The organism is Stutzerimonas stutzeri KOS6 (assembly GCF_000307775.2).
Classification (GTDB): domain Bacteria; phylum Pseudomonadota; class Gammaproteobacteria; order Pseudomonadales; family Pseudomonadaceae; genus Stutzerimonas; species Stutzerimonas stutzeri_B.
Window position 1 is genome coordinate 364,099 of record NZ_KK020675.1, and the last position, 19,410, is coordinate 383,508.

The following is a 19,410-nucleotide window of genomic DNA, read 5'->3' on the forward strand; positions in this document are numbered from 1 at the left end:
CGAACCTTGCACTCGGATTCCAGCAGGCTGCCCCATGAGTGATGCAACCGAGCTGTTGAGCGAGCAGTGGTTCGCCCGTCGCGCCTGGCAGCCCTTCGCGTTCCAGCAGGAGGTCTGGCAAGCGATAGGCGATGGCGAATCCGGGCTGCTGCACGCCACCACCGGCTCCGGCAAGACCTACGCAGTCTGGCTCGGGGCGCTGAATCGCTTTGCGACCAAGGCACCGTCTTCCACCGCAACGGACAAACCGGCCCCACTCACCGTGCTCTGGATCACCCCGATGCGCGCGCTGGCCGCCGACACCGCCCGCGCGCTGCAAGTCCCGCTGGACGATTTCGACATCAACTGGAGCATCGGCCTGCGCACTGGCGATACCAGCGCTGCCGAACGCGCACGCCAGGCTCGGCGATTGCCCAGCGCGCTGGTCACTACCCCGGAAAGCCTGACGTTGCTGCTGACTCGCGCCGATGCCCGCCAGGCCTTCGCCGGGCTGCGCATGCTGGTGGTGGACGAATGGCACGAGCTGCTGGGCAACAAGCGCGGCGTGCAGCTGCAACTGGCGCTGGCGCGCCTGCGCCGGTGGCTGCCGGAGCTGATCGTCTGGGGGTTGTCGGCAACCCTGGGCAATCAGGCCCATGCCCTGGAGGTATTGCTGCATCCGGGGAGCGGCAGGCTGGTGCAAGGCAAGATCGACAAGAATCTGCGCGTCGACACCCTGCTGCCGCCGAGCATCGAACGCTTTCCCTGGGCCGGCCATCTCGGCCTGCGCATGCTGCCGCAAGTGGTCGAGGAGATCGACTCGGCCAGCACCACGCTGGTGTTCACCAACACCCGCTCGCAATCGGAAATCTGGTATCAGGCGCTGCTCGATGCACGACCGGACTGGGCAGGACTCATCGCCCTGCACCACGGCTCGCTGGCAAGGGAAGTGCGCGACTGGGTCGAACTGGGCTTGAAGCAGGGAGCGCTCAAGGCAGTGGTGTGCACCTCCAGCCTGGACCTGGGCGTCGATTTCCTGCCGGTCGAGCGGGTCCTGCAGATCGGCTCGCCCAAGGGCGTGGCGCGGCTGATGCAGCGCGCGGGTCGTTCCGGTCACGCGCCGGGGCGTACTTCGCGGGTCACCCTGGTGCCGACCCACAGCATCGAAGTGGTGGAAGCCGCTGCCGCCCAGGTTGCCATCGCCGAGCGCCGTATCGAAGCCCGCAGCGCACCCCATCGACCGCTCGACGTGCTGGTGCAGCATCTCGTGAGCATGGCGCTGGGCGGCGGTTTTCGCCCGGAGGAACTGTTCGCCGAAGTCCGGCAGGCCTGGTCCTACCGGGAACTGGCCGAGGACCACTGGCAATGGGCACTGGCCTTCGTCCGCCACGGCGGGCATTCACTGACCGCCTACCCGGACTACCAGCGCGTAGAGCCGGACGACAGTGGCCTATGGAAGGTACCCAGCCGGCGCGTGGCGCTGCGCCACCGCATGAGCATCGGCACCATCGTCAGCGATGCCAGCCTGACCGTTAAGTTCTGGGCCAAGGGCGGCAGTGGCCGCTCACTGGGCAGCATCGAGGAAGGCTTCATCGCCCGCCTGCGACCGGGCGACAACTTCCTGTTCGGCGGCCGCCTGCTGGAGCTGGTGCGGGTGGAGAACATGACCGCCTACGTCAGCCGCGCCACGGGCCGAAAAGCCGCGGTGCCGCGCTGGAATGGCGGGCGCATGCCGCTGTCCAGTGAACTGGCCGATGCCGTGGTCGAACAGCTCGGTGCGGCCTCGCGTGGCCGCTTCGAGCGTCCCGAAATGCGACTGGTCGAGCCGCTGCTGCGGGTGCAGATGGACTGGTCGGCGCTACCCAGCGAAACCACGCTACTGGCCGAAGTGATGAAATCGCGCGAGGGCTGGCACCTGTTCCTTTACCCCTTCGCCGGCCGTCACGTGCATCTGGGGCTGGCCAGCCTGCTGGCCTGGCGCATGGCCAAGCGCCAGCCGCTGACCTTTTCCATCGCGGTCAACGACTACGGTTTCGAGCTGCTCTCGGCCACCGAGGTGGACTGGCTGCAGTGGCTGACCCCGGCGTTGTTCAGCCAGGACGACCTGCTGCACAATGTGCTCGCCAGCCTCAACGCCGGCGAGCTGGCACGGCGGCGCTTCCGCGAGATCGCGCGCATCGCCGGGCTGGTGTTCTCCGGTTACCCCGGCGCGCAGAAAAGCGCGCGCCAGCTGCAGGCCTCCAGCGGCCTGTTCTTCGACGTGTTTCGCCAGTACGATCCTGGCAACCTGCTGCTGACCCAGGCCGAGGAAGAGGTGCTGCGCCAGGAGTTGGAGGTCGAGCGGCTGGAGCAGACGCTGAGCCGGTTGCAGCAGCGCCAGCTGGATATCCATCTGGTCAGGCGCGCCACGCCGCTGGCGTTCCCCTTGATGGTCGAGCGCTTTCGCGAAAGCATGACGTCGGAAAAACTGACCGACCGCATTCGGCGGATGGTGGCGGAGCTGGACAAGGCCGCCGGCCCCGGCGGTTATCAACCCGAGCCGCAATCGGTACTCGCCGTCGAGCGCGACAGCCCGCGACCACGCAAACCCCGCGCACGCAAGGACGGCACGCCGCGAACGAAGAAGGCCAAACCCGCCTGATGAACCGAGCCAGCCGACACATCGACGCATCATGAACGCCTATCAGCCCCTCGATCTGGCCGGCGCCACGCTCTGGCTGCTGGCGGAAAAGGCCATCTACTGGCCGCAACGACAAGCGCTGCTGGTGGCCGACATCCATTTTGGCAAGGCTGCGGCCTATCGTCGGCTCGGCCAGCCAGTGCCGCACGGCACCACCGACGCCAACCTTCGCGAGCTGGACGGCCTGCTGGAGCGCTATCCCTGCTGCCAGCTGATCTTCCTCGGCGACTTCCTGCACGCCCCCGAGTCCCATGCGCCGGCCACGCTGGCGCGCCTGGCCGAATGGCGCACCAGCCATTCCCAACTGGCGATTACGCTGGTGCGCGGCAACCATGACCGCCGGGCAGGCGACCCGCCGGCGGAGCTCGGTATCGAAGTGGTCAGCGAACCATTGCTGCTCGGCCCGTACGCCCTGCAACACGAACCCCAGCCTCATCCAACCCATCACGTACTGGCCGGCCACGTCCATCCGGCGTTTCAACTGCAGGGGCGTGGGCGCCAGCGCCTGCGCCTGCCCTGCTTCTGTATCGGCGAACGGCTCAGCCTGCTGCCGGCCTTCGGCAGTTTCACCGGCACGATGACGGTGGCAGCCGAAGACGACTGGCGAATCTACGTGGTGGGAGATGGGGAAGTCTGGCCGCTGACGCGCCCGGTGCCAGTCAGGCCTGGGATATGCCGGTGATGGTGATGCCATACCGCTCGGCCAGGCGTGTCGCGGGCGTGTCCTCCAGATCGGGCTCGTGCTCGTGCTCGATCTCCTGATCCGGATACAGCTCTTCCGCCTTGCGTGTCACCAGTTCGACCGCCTCGTCGATATCGGGCTGGTGCTCAGAGTCGATCTTCAGCGTCGCGGTGTTGCCATCTTTGTTGTACGCAATGATCCAGGTCGTCATGGAAGTGCCCCTCGCCTTAAATAAACCCGTGTGAACGTAATAACGCGCATTATGGTTTTTGTAAGTTTTTAGACCCATCCGGCGTCGACAGTTCGATTCTCCACCCCAAAGTTAGCAGCTTTAAGTAAAGGGCAAGGAACAACCCCCTCGGTCATTCGGTCATCCCTGGAGCCCTCTCTTGCGGAGTCGAAATCATGAACACCTCGCAGCTGAATGCGGTCGAGCCATCCGAGGAACACCTGATCGCCCTCCTGCGCCGACATGCCGAGCCACTGCCTGCGCTGGACCACCCGCGCTTCGCCGATGCCTTCGAGCGATACGCCGACGCCCGGGTGGTACTGATCGGCGAAGCCAGCCATGGCACGTCGGAGTTCTATCGTGCCCGCGCTGCGATTACTCAGCGCCTGATCGAGCAGCACGGCTTTTCCATCATTGCCGTCGAGGCCGACTGGCCCGATGCCGCGCGAATCGACCATTACACCCGCCACCGGCAGCCGCCGGCCTGGGTGGAAGATGCATTCAAACGCTTTCCGGCCTGGATGTGGCGCAACCGGGAAGTCGAACGCTTCGTCGGCTGGCTGCGCGATCACAACGAACGCCTGGCGCCCGAGCAGCGCGTCGAGTTTCGCGGCCTGGACGTCTATAGCCTGGGCAGCTCGATGCGCGAGGTATTGCGCTATCTCGACCGCACCGACCCGCAGGCGGCGGCTGCGGCGCGCCGGCGATACGGCTGCCTGAGTCCCTGGCAGGAAGACCCGGCCATCTACGGACGCAACGTCATGCTTGGCCAGCCCTCCTGCGAGGACGCCGTGGTCGAGCAGCTGCAGGCCTTGCTCGAACAGCGACTGGGCTACATCGGACAGGACGGCGAGCGCTTCTTCGACGCCGAACGCAATGCACGGGTGGTGCTCGCCGCGGAGCATTACTACCGCGCCATGTACCGCGGTTCGACGGAATCCTGGAACCTGCGCGACCGCCACATGTTCGACACCCTGCGCGCATTGCTCGAACATCGCGGGCCGGACGCCAGGGCGGTGGTCTGGGCGCACAATTCGCACATTGGCAACGCCGCGGCGACTTCGATGGGCTGGGGTGGCGAATTCAACATCGGCGAACTCTGTCGGACCGCCTTCGGCGATGGCGCGGTACTGATCGGCATGGCCACCGACCGCGGCGAGGTGGCGGCGGCGGACAACTGGGACGAGCCGATGCAGATCAAGCAGGTCGTACCCTCACGGCCCGACAGCTGGGAACAGCTGTTCCTGCGAGTCGGGTTGCCAGCCTCGCTGACCGACTGGCGGCGCGATCAGGGGGCGTTGCGTCAGGCGCTCGCCCGACCGCGGCTGGAGCGCGCCATTGGCGTGATCTATCGACCGCTGACAGAACGGCAGAGCCATTACTTCCGCGCCATCCTCGCCGAGCAGTTCGATGCGCTGGTCTGGCTCGAGCGGACAAGCGCGGTGACACCGATCGGCCCACAGCTTATCGACCTTGATATCGTCCCGGATACCTACCCGTTCGGAGAGTGAGTACCCTGCCCTCACGCCATGAGGGCAGCCTCGGCATGCCGTACGGGCAATGGCCAGGCACTACGCGACGAGGCGCTTGGCAGCCTGGTACCAGCCAAGCGCCTGTTCCAGTGGGTGCGTGCTGGCGTTCAGGCCACCGGTGCCGGCGGTGGCTGATCCGGCACGGTGGGTTCGCCCGGTTCGGACGGCTGGGTCGGCACCCCGGGCTCTTCCGGATCACCCGGAACACCAGCGGCGCGCCAGTACGCGGCGTCAGCGTTGTGGTAATGACGAGTCGATTGAACGGGCATGATGTCCTCCACTGCATTGCACCCGCGCTAGCGGGCAGGTCTGTAGTAGAGGTCGGGGCAAGCGCTTTCTATCCGACCTTCCGTCGGCCCGGGGCGCTGCCCCTGCAAATCACCACATCAGGTCGTCCGGCACCTGATAGGCGGCGTACGGATCGTCGGCATCCGGTTCCTCGGTGCGGGTGTTGAGCTGTACCACACGGTTGGGATCGCGCTCCTGGATCTTCAGTGCTGCCTCGCGCGGGATCACCTCGTAACCGCCGCCATGGCGGACGATCGCCAGTGAACCGCTGGCCAGCTTGTCGCGCATCAGCTTGTTGACCGACAGCCGCTTGACCTTCTTGTCGTCAACGAAGTTGTAGTAATCCTCGGTGGTCAGCTTGGGCAGACGGCTGGTTTCGATCAGTTGCTTGATCTGCGCCGCGCGGGCCTTCTGCTCGGCCTTCTGCTGCTGCTGGCGATTGAGTTCCTGATCGCGGGCGATCTTTTCCGCCTGCGCCTTCAGCGCGGCCTCGCGCTGGGAATCGTCCTTCTCGACCTGGCCCTTCTTCTCCAGGCGCTGCTGTTTCTGCTTCTGCTTGACGGCCTGCTTGGCCTGTTTTTCGTTGACCAGCCCGGCTTTGAGCAACTGGTCACGGAGGGAAAGACTCATTTGTCGGCTCGTCTCGTCATGGATTCAAATTGGACGTGGGGGTGGATCGCGCTTTGTCGATCCACGGGCGGGATTGTGGTGGATGTGTAAAGCCACATCCACCCCGCAATCGACATCAACCGCAGGAGGACGAGCACTCGGCTTTCTTGGCCTCGCCCCATAACGCGTCGAGTTCTTCGAGGTCGCAGTTCTCGATGGGCCGTCCCGCTTCGCGCAACGCCCGCTCGATGAAACGGAAACGTCGCTCGAACTTGCCGTTGGCCGCGCGCAAGGCGTTTTCCGGATCGACCTTGAGGTGGCGCGCCAGGTTCACCACGACGAACAGCAGGTCGCCCAGTTCCTCGGCGATGGCCTGCGGGTCGTTCTCGCTCATGGCCTCCAGCACTTCATCCAGCTCCTCGCGCACCTTGTCCACGACCGGCAGTGCCTCGGGCCAGTCGAAACCGACCTGGGCCGCGCGCTTCTGCAGCTTGGCGGCGCGGCTGAGCGCCGGTAGCGCGCTCGGCACGTCGTCGAGCAGCGACAGCTGCTCGGGCGCAGCGGCCTTTTCGGCACGTTCCTCGGCCTTGATCGCTTCCCAGCGCTGCTTGATGGCCGCCTCATCGAGACGAGGCAGCTCCGGCGAGCCATAGAGATCACCGTCCGGAAAGACGTGAGGATGGCGGCGAATCAGCTTGCGAGTGATGGCATCGACCACCGTGGCGAACTCGAAGCGCCCTTCTTCCCGCGCCAGCTGGCTGTAGTAGACGACCTGGAACAGCAGATCGCCCAACTCGCCGGGCAGGTGGTCGAAGTCGCCGCTCTCGATGGCATCGGCGACTTCGTACGCCTCCTCCAGCGTGTGCGGCACGATGCTCGCGTAGTCCTGCTGCAGATCCCACGGGCAGCCATGCTGCGGATCACGCAGGCGGGCCATCAGGTGCAGCAGATCGTTGAGTTGGTACATGAAATTCCCCGGATCGAGCGGCAATCGTAGCGGCATTTCGGTGGATGTAAAAAGCGACATCCACCCTACGGATGTCAGGCCGATGGCCGGGTGGATGTCGCTTCACCCATCCACACTGACGTGACCGGCGACACCGCCGGCCTTGCGTCTTACGAAGCTCTCTGCCGCTTGGCTTCGATGATATTGGGCAACTGCGAGATACGGCTGAGCAAGCGCCCCAGGGCGTTCAGCCCCGGGATCTCGATGGTCAGCGTCATCTGTGCGGTGCTGTCTTCCTTGTTCGAACGGGTATTCATCGACAGCACGTTGATGCGCTCGTTGAGCAGCATCTGCGAGATATCGCGCAGCAGACCTGCACGGTCGTAGGCGCGGATCATGATTTCCACCGGATAGGTCTTCTCCGGCACCGGGCCCCAGCTGACCTGGATGATCCGCTCCGGCTCGCGGCCGGCCAGTTGCAGCACCGACGGGCAGTCCTGGCGGTGAATGCTGACCCCGCGGCCCTGGGTGATGTAGCCGACGATCGGATCGCCCGGCAGCGGCTGGCAGCAGCCGGCCATCTGCGTCAGCAGATTGCCCACGCCCTGGATCTGCACGTCGCCGCGCTTGCCCGGCTTGTGCGGCGCAGAGCGCCGCGGAATCAGCTCCAACTGGTCGTAGCCGCGCTCCGGTTCGACCAGTTGCTGCGCCATGTTGATCAGATGCGCCAGGCGCAGGTCACCGGCACCGAGGGCGGCGAACATGTCCTCGGCATTCTTCAGGCTGGCCTTCTCGGCGAGCTTGTCGAAGTCCACCGGCGGCAGGTCCAGACGGCCGAGCTCGCGCTCCAGCAGCGCCTTGCCGGCGGCGACGTTCTGGTCGCGCGCCTGCAGCTTGAACCAGTGGACGATCTTCGCCCGCGAACGCGAGGTGGTGATGTAGCCGAGGTTGGGGTTCAACCAGTCGCGACTCGGCGAGCCGTGCTTGCTGGTGATGATCTCCACTTGCTCGCCGGTCTGCAGGCTGTAGTTGAGCGGCACGATGCGTCCGTTGACCTTGGCGCCGCGGCAGTTGTGGCCGATCTCGGTGTGCACGCGGTAGGCGAAGTCCAGCGGCGTGGCACCCTTGGGCAGGTCGATGGCATGGCCGTCCGGGGTGAACACGTAGACCCGGTCGGGCTCGATGTCCACCCGCAGCTGGTCGGCCAGGCCGCCGATGTCGCCGAGTTCCTCGTGCCATTCGAGCACCTGACGCAGCCAGGCGATCTTCTCCTCGTAGTGGTCCGAACCGGAATTGACGTCAGTGCCCTTGTAGCGCCAGTGCGCGCAGACGCCCAGCTCGGCCTCCTCGTGCATGGCGTGGGTGCGGATCTGCACCTCCAGCACCTTGCCCTCCGGGCCGATCACCGCGGTGTGCAGCGAGCGGTAGCCGTTTTCCTTCGGGTTGGCGATGTAGTCGTCGAACTCCTTGGGAATGTGCCGCCACAGGGTATGCACGATGCCCAGCGCGGTGTAGCAGTCGCGAACTTCCGGCACCAGCACGCGAACGGCGCGAACGTCGTAGATCTGGCTGAACTGCAGGCCCTTCTTCTGCATCTTTCGCCAGATGGAATAGATGTGCTTGGCGCGTCCGTCGATGTCGGCCGGGATGCCGGTTGCGGTCAGCTCGTCCTTGAGCTGCTGGACCACATTGGTGATGTACTGCTCGCGATCGAGCCGACGCTCATGCAACAGCTGGGCAATCTGCTTGTACTGTTCGGGCTCGAGGTAGCGGAAGGACAGGTCTTCCAGCTCCCACTTGATATGCCCGATGCCCAGGCGATGGGCCAGCGGCGCGTAGATATCGAAGACTTCGCGGGCGACGCGCTGGCGCTTCTCGTCGTCGGCCAGCTTGACCGCACGAATGGCGCAGGTGCGTTCAGCCAGCTTGATCAGCGCGACACGCACATCGTCGACCATGGCGACCAGCATCTTGCGCAGGTTTTCCACCTGCGCCTGGGAGCCAAGCACGAGGGACTCACGGGGGTTGAGGCTGGCGCTGATCGCGGCCATGCGCAACACGCCCTCGATCAGCTTGGCCACCACCGGACCGAAGCGCTGGTGCACGTCGGCGAGCTGGATCTTGCCTTCGCGCACGCCACGGTAGATGACCGCGGCAATCAGACTGTCCTGGTCCAATTTCAGATCAGCGAGGATCTCCGCGATCTCCAGGCCGATCTGATAGCTGGAGGTCCCTTCGCTCCACAGATTCTGCGCCGCATTGGCCTGCTGCTCCGCTTCGCGGGCGAACTCGCAAGCCTCCTTGAGGGTCGCACGGTCGAGTGCCGGGTCCATCCCCAGCACATGATCGAGCCAGCCATCGAGGTTGATACTACCGTCCGTATTGATCGGCTGAAGCGCTCTGACCTGTACCATCTAAACCTTCCCTTCTGCGCAGCAGCTGCGCCATGAACGCCGGCATTCTGCGTGCCGGTCGGTTGAACCACAGGCCTGTCGCCCGTCACGAATGCATCAGCGAGGTGCGTCGGGCCCCTCGAACAAAGCCATCGCCTCGACATGGGCGGTCTGCGGGAACATGTCCAGCACGCCCGCACGCTTCAATCGATAGCCCTGGCTGGCCAGCTCGCGCGCATCTCGCGTCAGGGTGGCCGGATTGCATGAAACATAGACCACCCGCTGCGCCTTCAGCGTGGACATTTGTCGGACGATCTGCAGCGCGCCATCGCGTGGCGGATCGAGCAGCACGGCAGAGAATCCCGTGCGCGCCCAAGGTGCATCGGCAAGCGGCTTCGACAAGTCCGCCCGATAAAAGTGCGCCGTCTCGATGCCATTGTGCCGGGCGTTTTCCTGCGCCCGCGCCACCATCGCCTCGACCCCCTCCACGCCCACGACCTGGGCACCCGCGCGAGCCAACGGCAGGCTGAAGTTGCCCAGGCCGCAGAACAGATCGAGTACCCGCTCAGTCTTGCCCGGCGCCAGCCAGGACAGCGCCTGGGCGATCATCGCATCGTTCACCGGCGCATTGACCTGAACGAAGTCGCCCGGCCGCCAGGCCAGCTCCAGATCCCAGGTTTCGAGTCGATAGCCCAGCGCCTGCCGGGGCTCGAGCGGATACGGCTCGCCCTCGCCCTGCAGCCAGAGCTGTACATGGCTCGCCTCGGCGAAGCCGCGCAGGCACTCCATATCGCTGTCCGCCAGAGCCTCGGTGTGGCGGATCAGCACGGCTTCGGCTGTGCCACTGAAGAGTTCGACATGACCGATCGCTCGGGGCTTGCTCAACCGGTGTAGCACTTCCAGCAATGCCGGCAGCAGGGACTGCAAGGGCTGTACCAGAACCGGGCACTGTTCGATAGCCACGATGTCCTGGCTGGCGTTGGCGCGAAAGCCGACATCCAGACGCCTGGCCTTGACGTCCCAGCGCACCGCCAGGCGCGCCCGACGGCGATAACCCAAGGCAGGGCCCACAAGGGGCGCGGCCCAGATTTCCGGCTGCAGATCGGCCAGCCGGGCGAGCTGCTCGCCCAGCGAGTGCTGCTTGAGCGCCAACTGATCGGCAACGGAGGCATGCTGCAGGTTGCAACCGCCACACCGGCGCGCATGCGGGCAGGGCTCGACCTGGCGTTGTGCGCTGGCCTGGAATACCCGCTCGCTGCGCGCGTCGACGACCTGGCTACGCGCGCCCAGTACTCGCGCCTCGACCTCTTCGCCAGGCAGCGCTCCCTCAACGAACCAGGTGCGCCCCTCGATAAAGGCAATACCGCGCCCGTCATTGGCCAGCCGCTCGATACTCAGGCGCTGCTTCTTGCCCACCGGTACCTGAGGCTTGCGCTCGCCACCACTGGGTTGAAAGCGCAGAGCGCCGCTACGTTTGGCCATCAGCTGGAACCTGCGCTGTTCTTCGGTGCGTTACCAGGGTCGCCATGCAGAGCCGGCAAGGCGCCCGTGGCACGGTGTTCATTTGGCTGCGTCATACACGCCGGTCGACAGGTAACGGTCACCACGGTCACAGATGATCGCCACGATGACGGCATTCTCCACTTCCTGCGACAAACGCAACGCGGCGGCCACGGCGCCACCGGAGGACACGCCGCAGAAGATGCCTTCTTCGCGGGCCAGGCGGCGCATCACCTGTTCTGCCTCGGCCTGCGACATGTCGACCACGCGGTCGACCCGCTCGGCCTGGTAGATCCTCGGCAGGTATTCCTGCGGCCAGCGACGAATACCGGGGATGGCGGCACCTTCCATGGGCTGCAATCCGACGATCTGCACGTCCGGGTTCTGTTCCTTGAGGTAACGGGACACACCCATGATGGTGCCTGTGGTGCCCATGGAGCTGACGAAATGCGTGATGCTGCCCTGGGTCTGCCGCCAGATTTCCGGGCCGGTGCTGCCATAGTGGGCTTCGGGATTGTCGCCGTTGGCGAACTGGTCGAGCACCTTGCCGTGACCTTCGGCCTGCATCTTCAGCGCCAGATCGCGGGCGCCTTCCATGCCCTCTTCCTTGCTCACCAGAATCAGTTCGGCGCCATAGGCGGTCATCGCCGCCTTGCGCTCGGCACTGGAGTTGTCCGGCATGATCAGAATCATCCGATAGCCCTTGATCGCCGCCGCCATGGCCAGTGCGATGCCGGTATTGCCCGAGGTCGCCTCGATCAGCGTGTCGCCGGGCTGGATCGCGCCGCGCAGCTCGGCCCGATTGATCATCGACAGCGCCGGGCGATCCTTGACCGAACCGGCCGGGTTGTTGCCCTCGAGCTTGACCAGGATGGTGTTGCTGGTCTGGCCCGGCATCCGCTGCAGGCGAACCAGCGGGGTGTTACCGATGCAATCGGCAATGGTCGGATAGTGTGTAGTCATGGCGTCGCACGGCATCTGGAAAGGCACACATGATAGCGGCATCGCTCGACGACGGGCAGACCGTGTAGCCGAAGCGGAGGCATGAGCGGTTACCAAACCGCAGGTTGGGCGCAGCAGCGTAGCTCGGGGCGGGCGCGTAGCCTGAGCGCAGCCAAGCCCGAGGTGACGATGCAGCAGGCGGCATCCGTTACGCCATTGCCTTTCGGCTGCCGGAAGCCCGGATGCACGGCCCTGGGCTGTGCGGCATGCGCTGTTGGGCTTCGCCGCCAATGCGGCCCGCCCCACACTACGGCCTGCCGAGAATCTTCGGCGCGGCCTCGATGATCTGCCGTGAAAGGTGCTCCATGCGCGGCGACTGGACCTTCCAGGTGTGCCAGTACAGGGCGATCTCCAGCGGTTCATCGGCAGCCAGATCGACCACCTCGCCGGCCTGCAGCGCATCACGCAGCAACAGCTCCGGCACCATGCCGTAGCCGAGTCCGTAGCGAATCGCGCTGAAGTGCGGCTCGGCACCGGGTACGTAATGGCACGGGTATGAACCTTCGGGCAGGCCGAGGCGACGCAGCAAAAAAGACGATTGCAGAGTGTCCTTGCGCGTGTACGCGACCACCGGCGCCTTGCGCGCGGCATTGCGGGACAGCCCGTTGGCGAAGTGCTTCTGACGGAACTCTCTGGAGGCGACCAGGCGATAGCGCATGCTGCCCAGCGGGCTCGCCGTGCAGCCACGCATGGGCTTGGGCTCGGTGCTGATGCAACCGATCGCCAGCCCCGTTTCCAGCAGGCTGTAGGTGTGGTCCTGGTCTTCCACGGTGAGGTCGAGCAGGACCCGCTCCCGGATCAGCACCTCGGCCAGGGCCGGAAAGAACCAGGTCCCCAGGCTGTCGGCGTTGAGCGCGGCAACCACCACCAGCGGTGCATCGCTGCGTTCGGCGAGGTCCGCCAGCAAGTCGGCTTCCAGCAGCGTGGCGCGCTTGAGGTACTGCAACAGTCGCTGCCCGGTTTCGGTGGGGCGACAGGGTCGGCTGCGCACCACCAGGGCGCTGCCCAGCGCGCTTTCCAGCGCGCGGACGCGCTGCGAGATGGCCGGCGGGGTCAGGTGCAGGCGCTGCGCAGCCTGCTCGAAACTGCCGGTACGGATGACACTGCGGAAGGCTTCGGTCTGCTTCGGATCGAGATTCACGGCGGCCGCCAATTAAGAAATTTTTTGTATGGCCTAAAAATACTTAGCCATGACAATTAAAGCCAGGCATTGCCCATAATCGCGCGCCTCGAACTGCCCCGCCCTTTTTGTGGGCAGCGAGTCTGTCCGGAGTACACCGTGGAACTGCTGCATACCATCTATCTGATCGCGATCACGGCCGAAGCCATGTCCGGGGCAATCATGGGCATGCGCCGCGGAATGGATCTGTTCGGCATCTGCCTGCTCGGCACCGTGACCGCGCTGGGAGGCGGCACCGCGCGCGACGTGTTGCTCGGCCATTATCCGGTCGGCTGGATCGCCCACCCGGAATACCTCACCTTCACCATCGGCGCGGCGGTCGTGACCGGTTTCATCGCGCGCCACCTGCACCACCTGCGCATGGTCTTCCTGCTGGTGGATGGCCTGGGCCTGGTGGCGTTCACCGTGATCGGCTGCGACGTGGCGATGGGCATGGGCGCGCATCCTTCCATCGTGGTGCTGGCCGGCGTGATCACCGGCATATTCGGCGGGCTGATGCGTGACGTGCTGTGCAACCAGGTGCCTATGGTCCTGCAGCGCGAACTGTATGCCACCGTGGCGCTGTTCACCGGCGTGTTCTACGTGGCCATGCTATGGCTTGAGATCAACACGACCCTGGCCACCTTGGCCGCGCTGGGCTGCGGCTTCCTGTTCCGCGTGCTGGCCATGACTTTCCACTGGAAGCTGCCGGACTTCAACGGCAAGGAAATCCGCGGACTGGACTGATCCCCGCCCGCCGACGCGACATCAGGGCTTGACGTCGCGTGCAGATTCCACCGGTCCGAGTCGCTACACTAGCGCGCTGGCAACCCAGGAGCGGTGAACGGACTGTGCTCAAAGACCTCGGAATTCGTGGCCGCGTGCTGATGCTGACGCTGCTGCCAAGCACCTTGCTGGCAGTGGTGCTCGGCGCCTACTTCACCTGGATGCAGCTGTCGGAGATGCGTCATCAGCTCGACGAGCGCGGCCAGCTGATCGCCGAACAGCTGGCACCCCTGGCGGCACCGGCCATGAATCTGGGTTACGACAAGCGCCTGCAGCGCATCCTCACCCAGGTGCTGGACCAGGCCGACGTGCGCGCCGTGACCATTCTCGATCCGGAGCGCGTGCAGCGCGTGCATGCCGGCCCGCGCATGCTGACGCCGCCACCGCCGGGCGATCCGGAAGGCCTGACGCGGGTCAGTAGCATGGACCACACGCGCATTCTGATGCCGATTCTCAGCCGTCACCTGAATCTCGCGGACGAGGCCCGCGGGCCGGAAGAAAAGCTGATCGGCTGGCTGGAGCTGGAACTCTCGCACCACAACACGCTGCTGCGCGGTTACCGCAGCCTGTTGACCAGCCTGTTCCTGGTCGGCGCCGGCCTGATCATCACCGCCCTGCTGGCGCTGCGCATGAGCCGCGCCATCAGCCTGCCCTTGCAGCGGGTCAAAGGCGCCGTCGCGCAACTCAAGGACGGCCACCTGGAGACGCGCCTGCCGCCGCTGGGCAGCCATGAAATGGACGAGCTGGCCTCGGGCATCAACCGCATGGCCGAGGCGCTGCTCAGCGCCCGCGAGGAACTGCAGCAGAGCATCGACCAGGCCACCGAAGACGTTCAACAGAACCTGGAAACCATCGAGATCCAGAACATCGAACTGGACCTGGCGCGCAAGGAAGCCCTGGAGGCCAGTCGGATCAAGTCCGAGTTCCTGGCCAACATGAGCCACGAGATCCGCACGCCTCTCAACGGCATCCTCGGCTTCACCCAGTTGTTGCAGAAAAGCGACCTGACACCTCGTCAGCAGGACTACCTGGGCACCATCGAGAAGTCCGCCGACAGCCTGCTCGGGATCATCAACGAGATTCTCGACTTCTCCAAAATCGAGGCCGGCAAGCTGGTACTCGACAACATTCCCTTCAACCTGCGCGACCTGATCGAGGACACCCTGACCATCCTCGCCCCGGCGGCGCATACCAAGCAGCTCGAGCTGGTCAGCCTGGTCTACCGGGACACCCCGCTGTCGCTGATCGGCGACCCGCTGCGGCTCAAGCAGGTGCTGACCAACCTGATCAGCAACGCCATCAAGTTCACCAACGAAGGCACCATCGCCGTGCGCGCCATGGTCGAGGACGATCATGGCGAGCGCGCGCAGCTGCGCATCAGCGTGCAGGACACCGGCATCGGCCTGACCGATCAGGACCTGCGGGCGCTGTTCCAGGCGTTCAGCCAGGCGGACAATTCCATATCGCGCCAGCCCGGCGGCACAGGCCTCGGACTGGTGATATCCAAGCGCCTGATCGAACAGATGGGCGGCGAAATCGGCGTCGACAGCATCCCGGACGAAGGTTCGGAGTTCTGGATCAGCCTCAGCCTGCCCAAGGCCCGCGACGATATCGAAGACCTGCCTCATCCCGCCTTGCAGGGCCGCCGGATCGCGTTGCTGGAGCGGCATCCGCTGGCCCACCAGGCCCTGCAGCACCAACTGGAGAGCCTCGGCCTCGAAGTGCATGCCTTCGACACGCTGGACCAGATGCAGGAGGCCATCGCTGCCCAGCGCCAGGGCAGTCAACTGATCGACCTGGCCGTGCTCGGCGTGACCACGCGCGAAATCGAGCCTGATGCACTCGGCCGCCGCCTGGCGGAGATCGAGACGCTCGGCTGCAAGTGCGTCGTGCTCTGCCCGACCACCGAGCAGTCATTGTTCCACGATGCCCTGCCGGAAGCGCACAACTACACCCAACTGCAGGGCAAGCCGGCCTGCACGCGCAAGCTGCAGCGCGTACTCGTCGAACTGGTACGCCCGCATCAGGCTTATGCCGAACCCGGCCAGCCTGCAGTCGGCCGCCCGGCGCGGGTGCTGTGCGTGGACGACAACCCGGCCAACCTGCTGCTGGTGAAAACCCTGCTGGGTGACATGGGCGCCGAAGTGGTCGCCGTGGACAATGGCCTTGCGGCACTGGAGGCAGTCAAGCAGCAAGCCTTCGATCTGGTCCTGATGGATGTGCAGATGCCTGGCATGGACGGACGGCAGACGACCGAGGCCATTCGCCACTGGGAGCTTGGCAGCGCCGGCACCCCGCTGCCGATCATCGCGCTCACCGCTCACGCACTGGCGAACGAGAAACGCTCACTGCTGCAAAGCGGCCTCGATGACTACCTGACCAAGCCCATCAGTGATCGCCAGCTGGCGCAGGTGGTGCTGAAGTGGACCGGCCTGGCATTGCGCAGCCAGCCGCAACGCACCGCAGAATCGCCGTTGGAGCCGGAACCGGAACCGGAACCGGAACCGAGCCTGAAGATCCTCGACGAGGAAGAAGGCCTGCGTCTGGCGGCGGGCAAGGCCGATCTCGCCGAGGACATGCTCGGCATGCTGCTGCAGTCGCTGGAGGCGGATCGTCGCACCATCCGCGAAGCGCGCCAGGCCGGCGACCGCCAGTTGCTGATCGAGCGGGTGCACCGACTGCACGGCGCGACGCGCTATTGCGGCGTACCTCAGTTGCGCAATGCCTGCCAGCAGAGCGAAACGCTGCTCAAGCAGAACCATCCGTACTGCGACGCCGCACTGGACGAACTGGACGCCGCCATCGAACGACTCGAACAGGAAGCCGGAGCCGACAGCTGACCCGAACGCGGCGGATCGTCGCCGCCCCGGCCAACCCGTTTGCCCTCGCCCGTACCCCAGGAACCACCATGACCGACCACCCTGTCTCCGATACTTTCCAGCCTGCCGAACTCGACTGGGACGAGAACGGCATGCCGCAGTCCCGCCGGTACGGCGACGTGTATTTCTCCCGGGCCAGCGGGCTTGCCGAAACCGAACATGTCTTTCTTGCGCAGAATGACCTCGCCGGGCGCTTCGCCGCATTGCAGGCGGGCCAGCGCCTGGTGATCGGCGAAACGGGGTTCGGTACGGGACTGAATTTTCTCTGTGCCTGGAAACTGTTCGAGGACACCGCCGATGCGCAGGCACGCCTGCATTTCGTAAGCGTCGAAAAACATCCGCTGACCCGCGAAGACATGGAGCGCGCACTGGCCCTGTGGCCGGAGCTGCGGACGCAGGCAGAACGGCTGCTGCAGCATTACGTCGCGCTGCATCCGGGTTATCAGCGACTGGTCTTTGACGGCGGGCGCGTGGTGCTGACGCTGCTCATCGGGGATGTCGCCGAATGCCTGCCGACCCTGGATGCGCGCATCGACGCCTGGTTTCTCGACGGGTTTGCGCCGGCGAAGAATCCGCAGATGTGGCAACCGGCCGTGTTCGCCGAGCTGGCCAGGCTGTCGGCTGCGGGGGCGACGCTGGGCACCTTCACCAGTGCCGGTTTCGTTCGCCGCGGCCTGATCGATGCCGGCTTCGACATGCAGCGGGTGCCGGGCTACAGCCACAAGCGCGAGATATTGCGCGGCCGCCTGCTCAGGCCTGCCGGGCAGGCGCCCGCCAAGCCCTGGTTCGCCCGCCCCGGATACGAGCCCGCCGAGCGACATGCGGTGGTCATCGGTGCCGGGCTGGCCGGTTGCGCCACGGCCGCATCACTGGCCGCTCGCGGGTGGCGGGTCAGTGTGCTGGAGCGTCACGCCGAGGCGGCCCAGGAAGGCTCGGGCAACCCACAGGGCGTGCTGTATCTCAAACTGTCCGCCCACGGCACCGCCCTGTCGCGGCTGGTGATCAGCGGTTTCGGCTACACCCGCCGGCTGCTCGGCAATCTGCAGACAGGCCGCGACTGGCAGCCCTGCGGCGTACTGCAACTGATCTACGACGACAAGGAGCGCGAACGCCAGGTCGAGCTGGCCGGAGCCTTCGCGCCCGATCTGGTCCGCCCGTTGACGCGGGCCGAGGCCGAGGCGCTGGCCGGCATCGAGCTGCCCGAAGGCGGGCTGTTCTATCCCGAGGCGGGCTGGGCCAATCCGCCCGCGCTGTGTCAGTGGCTACTGCAGCGTCCCGGCATCGAGCTGCTGCGCCACCATGAGGCCCTCGAACTGCGCCGCAACGGCCAGTCCTGGCAGGTCCTGGCCGGCGAGACCCGGCTCGCCGAAGCGCCGGTGGTGGTGCTGGCAGGCGCCGCTGATGCCGCGCGCTTCGAGCAGAGCGCCTGGTTGCCGCTCAAGCGCATCCGCGGGCAGATATCCAGCCTGCCAGCCACGCCGGGCAGCAGCCAGCTGCGCACCGTGCTCTGCGCCAAGGGCTACGTCGCACCACCCCGGGACGGCAGCCATACACTGGGCGCCAGCTTCAATTTCCAGCAAACCGACGCTGCGCCCAGCGTCGCCGAGCATCAGTCGAATCTGGACATGCTCGAGCAGATCTCCGGCGACCTGTATGCACGCCTGCAGGCCGACCCGCAGCGAACCGAGTCGCTCAGCGGTCGCGTCGGCTTTCGCTGCACCAGTCCTGACTACCTGCCACTGATCGGACCGCTAGCGGCGCCCCAGGCGTTCGCCGAAACCTACGCCGCTCTCGGCAAGAACGCCCGCTCGTCGCAGAGCGCTCCATGCCCCTGGCTGGATGGCCTCTACGTCAACACCGCCCACGGTTCACGCGGCATGATCAGCGCCCCGCTGTCCGGCGAGCTGCTGGCCGCCTGGCTTGAAGACGAGCCGTTGCCGCTGCCGCGCGAGGTAGCTGAAGCCTGCCACCCCAACCGATTCCTCCTGCGCAAGCTGATCCGCGGCACCTAAGGATGCGTTAGCAGCGGCCAGGCTGCCGACTTCAGAGAGTCGGCGGCTTGCATCGCACTGCGCCCGCAAGGATACTCCCCCCACTATATTTCGCATCTTCGGAGGCCCCATGAAATCTCTGTCTTTGCTGGCGCTCGGCTGGTTCGCATTGCAGGTCCATGCCGCGCCCGACGTCGATACCCGACAGCTTCGCAACGAGGCGGCCAGCCTGATCCCGCCGTTCCAGCAGCAGTTGCTCGGTACGGTCAAGCAGGCCATGGCCGATGGTGGCCCGAGCAAGGCGGTCGAGGCTTGCCAGCTGCTCGCACCGGGCATTGCCGAACAACACAGCCAGGCGCCCTGGAAAGTCGGCCGTACGGCGCTCAAGTTGCGCAATCCGGACAATGCCCCGGATGCCTGGGAGCGCGCAGTGCTCGAGGGATTCGCGCAGCGCGCCGCGGCCGGTGAGCCGATCGAACAGCTGAAGCACGGCGCGGTGGTGGGCAACGAGTACCGCTACATGCAGGCGATCGGCACGGCGGAAGCCTGCCTGGGTTGCCATGGTGACAGGATCAAGCCCGAACTGCTCGGCCTGATCGACCAGCACTATCCGCAAGACCAGGCCCGGGGCTTTCGCCAGGGTGATTTGCGCGGTGCCTTTACGCTCAGTCGTACCCTCGCGCCCTGACAGGCCGTACACTCCATGGGCCGGCCACGACGCGATGTCGTGATCGGCCGCCCGTGGCCAGAGAAAA

General features: G+C 65.6%; 15 protein-coding genes. 7 read left to right on the plus strand and 8 right to left on the minus strand.

What is annotated here, in order from left to right; translation table 11 throughout:
- The first annotated feature begins 34 nt into the window (after window positions 1–34).
- Both B597_RS25670 and pdeM read left to right on the plus strand, forming a co-directional pair.
- Window positions 35–2,620, plus strand: a complete 2,586-nt coding sequence (locus tag B597_RS25670; RefSeq protein ID WP_024161614.1) for a ligase-associated DNA damage response DEXH box helicase — start codon at window positions 35–37, stop codon at window positions 2,618–2,620.
- 31 nt (window positions 2,621–2,651) lie between these two features.
- Window positions 2,652–3,341 carry a ligase-associated DNA damage response endonuclease PdeM gene (gene pdeM, locus B597_RS25675; RefSeq protein WP_024161615.1) on the plus strand — a complete coding sequence of 230 codons (690 nt, stop codon included), beginning with the start codon at window positions 2,652–2,654 and terminating at the stop codon, window positions 3,339–3,341.
- Here pdeM and B597_RS25680 read toward each other — a convergent pair.
- Window positions 3,319–3,552 (minus strand): hypothetical protein, encoded by a 234-nt coding sequence (locus tag B597_RS25680; protein ID WP_024161616.1) that lies wholly within the window; start codon window positions 3,550–3,552, stop codon window positions 3,319–3,321. The two genes, pdeM and B597_RS25680, sit on opposite strands and share 23 nt — an antisense overlap.
- Before the next feature lie 194 nt (window positions 3,553–3,746).
- Between B597_RS25680 and B597_RS25685 the strand changes: the two genes are divergently transcribed.
- On the plus strand, window positions 3,747–5,081 hold the full coding sequence (locus B597_RS25685) for an erythromycin esterase family protein (protein ID WP_003293467.1): 1,335 nt from the start codon (window positions 3,747–3,749) through the stop codon (window positions 5,079–5,081).
- 128 nt (window positions 5,082–5,209) lie between these two features.
- Here the strand turns inward: B597_RS25685 and B597_RS47245 are convergent, their stop codons facing one another.
- The 7 genes from B597_RS47245 to B597_RS25715 form a co-directional block, all read right to left on the minus strand.
- Window positions 5,210–5,371 carry a hypothetical protein gene (locus tag B597_RS47245; protein ID WP_192939379.1) on the minus strand — a complete coding sequence of 54 codons (162 nt, stop codon included), beginning with the start codon at window positions 5,369–5,371 and terminating at the stop codon, window positions 5,210–5,212.
- A gap of 109 nt (window positions 5,372–5,480) precedes the next feature.
- On the minus strand, window positions 5,481–6,020 hold the full coding sequence (locus B597_RS25690) for a DUF2058 domain-containing protein (RefSeq protein ID WP_003293465.1): 540 nt from the start codon (window positions 6,018–6,020) through the stop codon (window positions 5,481–5,483).
- Between the two features lie 115 nt (window positions 6,021–6,135).
- Entirely contained in the window at window positions 6,136–6,966 is an 831-nt protein-coding gene (gene mazG, locus B597_RS25695; RefSeq protein WP_003293463.1) for a nucleoside triphosphate pyrophosphohydrolase, read from the minus strand.
- A 149-nt stretch (window positions 6,967–7,115) separates the two neighbouring features.
- Window positions 7,116–9,359: a GTP diphosphokinase gene (gene relA / locus B597_RS25700; RefSeq protein WP_003293462.1), complete on the minus strand. Its 2,244-nt coding sequence runs from the start codon at window positions 9,357–9,359 to the stop codon at window positions 7,116–7,118.
- A gap of 96 nt (window positions 9,360–9,455) precedes the next feature.
- Complete coding sequence (gene rlmD / locus B597_RS25705) at window positions 9,456–10,820, minus strand: 23S rRNA (uracil(1939)-C(5))-methyltransferase RlmD (RefSeq protein ID WP_003293461.1); 1,365 nt, start codon at window positions 10,818–10,820, stop codon at window positions 9,456–9,458.
- A gap of 78 nt (window positions 10,821–10,898) precedes the next feature.
- The gene (gene cysM, locus B597_RS25710) at window positions 10,899–11,801 is read right to left on the minus strand and encodes a cysteine synthase CysM (protein ID WP_003293459.1); all 903 of its coding nucleotides are present in this window, start codon (window positions 11,799–11,801) and stop codon (window positions 10,899–10,901) included.
- A gap of 286 nt (window positions 11,802–12,087) precedes the next feature.
- Window positions 12,088–12,981, minus strand: a complete 894-nt coding sequence (locus B597_RS25715) for an HTH-type transcriptional regulator ArgP (protein ID WP_031323181.1) — start codon at window positions 12,979–12,981, stop codon at window positions 12,088–12,090.
- 138 nt (window positions 12,982–13,119) lie between these two features.
- Here B597_RS25715 and B597_RS25720 point away from each other — a divergent pair, with 138 nt between their 5' ends.
- The 4 genes from B597_RS25720 (at window position 13,120) to B597_RS25735 (ending at window position 19,343) form a co-directional block, all read left to right on the plus strand.
- Window positions 13,120–13,746, plus strand: coding sequence for a trimeric intracellular cation channel family protein (locus B597_RS25720; RefSeq protein ID WP_003293455.1), 627 nt, complete (start codon window positions 13,120–13,122; stop codon window positions 13,744–13,746).
- A gap of 104 nt (window positions 13,747–13,850) precedes the next feature.
- Window positions 13,851–16,625 (plus strand): response regulator, encoded by a 2,775-nt coding sequence (locus B597_RS25725; protein WP_003293453.1) that lies wholly within the window; start codon window positions 13,851–13,853, stop codon window positions 16,623–16,625.
- A gap of 68 nt (window positions 16,626–16,693) precedes the next feature.
- A complete protein-coding gene (gene mnmC, locus B597_RS25730) occupies window positions 16,694–18,676 on the plus strand; it encodes a bifunctional tRNA (5-methylaminomethyl-2-thiouridine)(34)-methyltransferase MnmC2/FAD-dependent 5-carboxymethylaminomethyl-2-thiouridine(34) oxidoreductase MnmC1 (protein WP_024161619.1) in 1,983 nt (660 codons plus the stop codon).
- Between the two features lie 109 nt (window positions 18,677–18,785).
- Window positions 18,786–19,343, plus strand: a complete 558-nt coding sequence (locus tag B597_RS25735) for a Tll0287-like domain-containing protein (protein WP_024161620.1) — start codon at window positions 18,786–18,788, stop codon at window positions 19,341–19,343.
- Window positions 19,344–19,410: the final 67 nt, after the last annotated feature.

Coding starts and splice junctions, on each gene's coding strand:
- pdeM (WP_024161615.1), top strand. CDS start 2,652: ATGAACGCCTATCAGCCCCTCGATCTGGCCGGCGCCACGCTCTGGCTG.
- B597_RS25670 (WP_024161614.1), top strand. CDS start 35: ATGAGTGATGCAACCGAGCTGTTGAGCGAGCAGTGGTTCGCCCGTCGC.
- mnmC (WP_024161619.1), top strand. CDS start 16,694: ATGACCGACCACCCTGTCTCCGATACTTTCCAGCCTGCCGAACTCGAC.
- B597_RS25690 (WP_003293465.1), bottom strand. CDS start 6,020: ATGAGTCTTTCCCTCCGTGACCAGTTGCTCAAAGCCGGGCTGGTCAAC.
- B597_RS25680 (WP_024161616.1), bottom strand. CDS start 3,552: ATGACGACCTGGATCATTGCGTACAACAAAGATGGCAACACCGCGACG.
- cysM (WP_003293459.1), bottom strand. CDS start 11,801: ATGACTACACACTATCCGACCATTGCCGATTGCATCGGTAACACCCCG.
- relA (WP_003293462.1), bottom strand. CDS start 9,359: ATGGTACAGGTCAGAGCGCTTCAGCCGATCAATACGGACGGTAGTATC.
- B597_RS25685 (WP_003293467.1), top strand. CDS start 3,747: ATGAACACCTCGCAGCTGAATGCGGTCGAGCCATCCGAGGAACACCTG.
- B597_RS25735 (WP_024161620.1), top strand. CDS start 18,786: ATGAAATCTCTGTCTTTGCTGGCGCTCGGCTGGTTCGCATTGCAGGTC.
- mazG (WP_003293463.1), bottom strand. CDS start 6,966: ATGTACCAACTCAACGATCTGCTGCACCTGATGGCCCGCCTGCGTGAT.
- B597_RS47245 (WP_192939379.1), bottom strand. CDS start 5,371: ATGCCCGTTCAATCGACTCGTCATTACCACAACGCTGACGCCGCGTAC.
- rlmD (WP_003293461.1), bottom strand. CDS start 10,820: ATGGCCAAACGTAGCGGCGCTCTGCGCTTTCAACCCAGTGGTGGCGAG.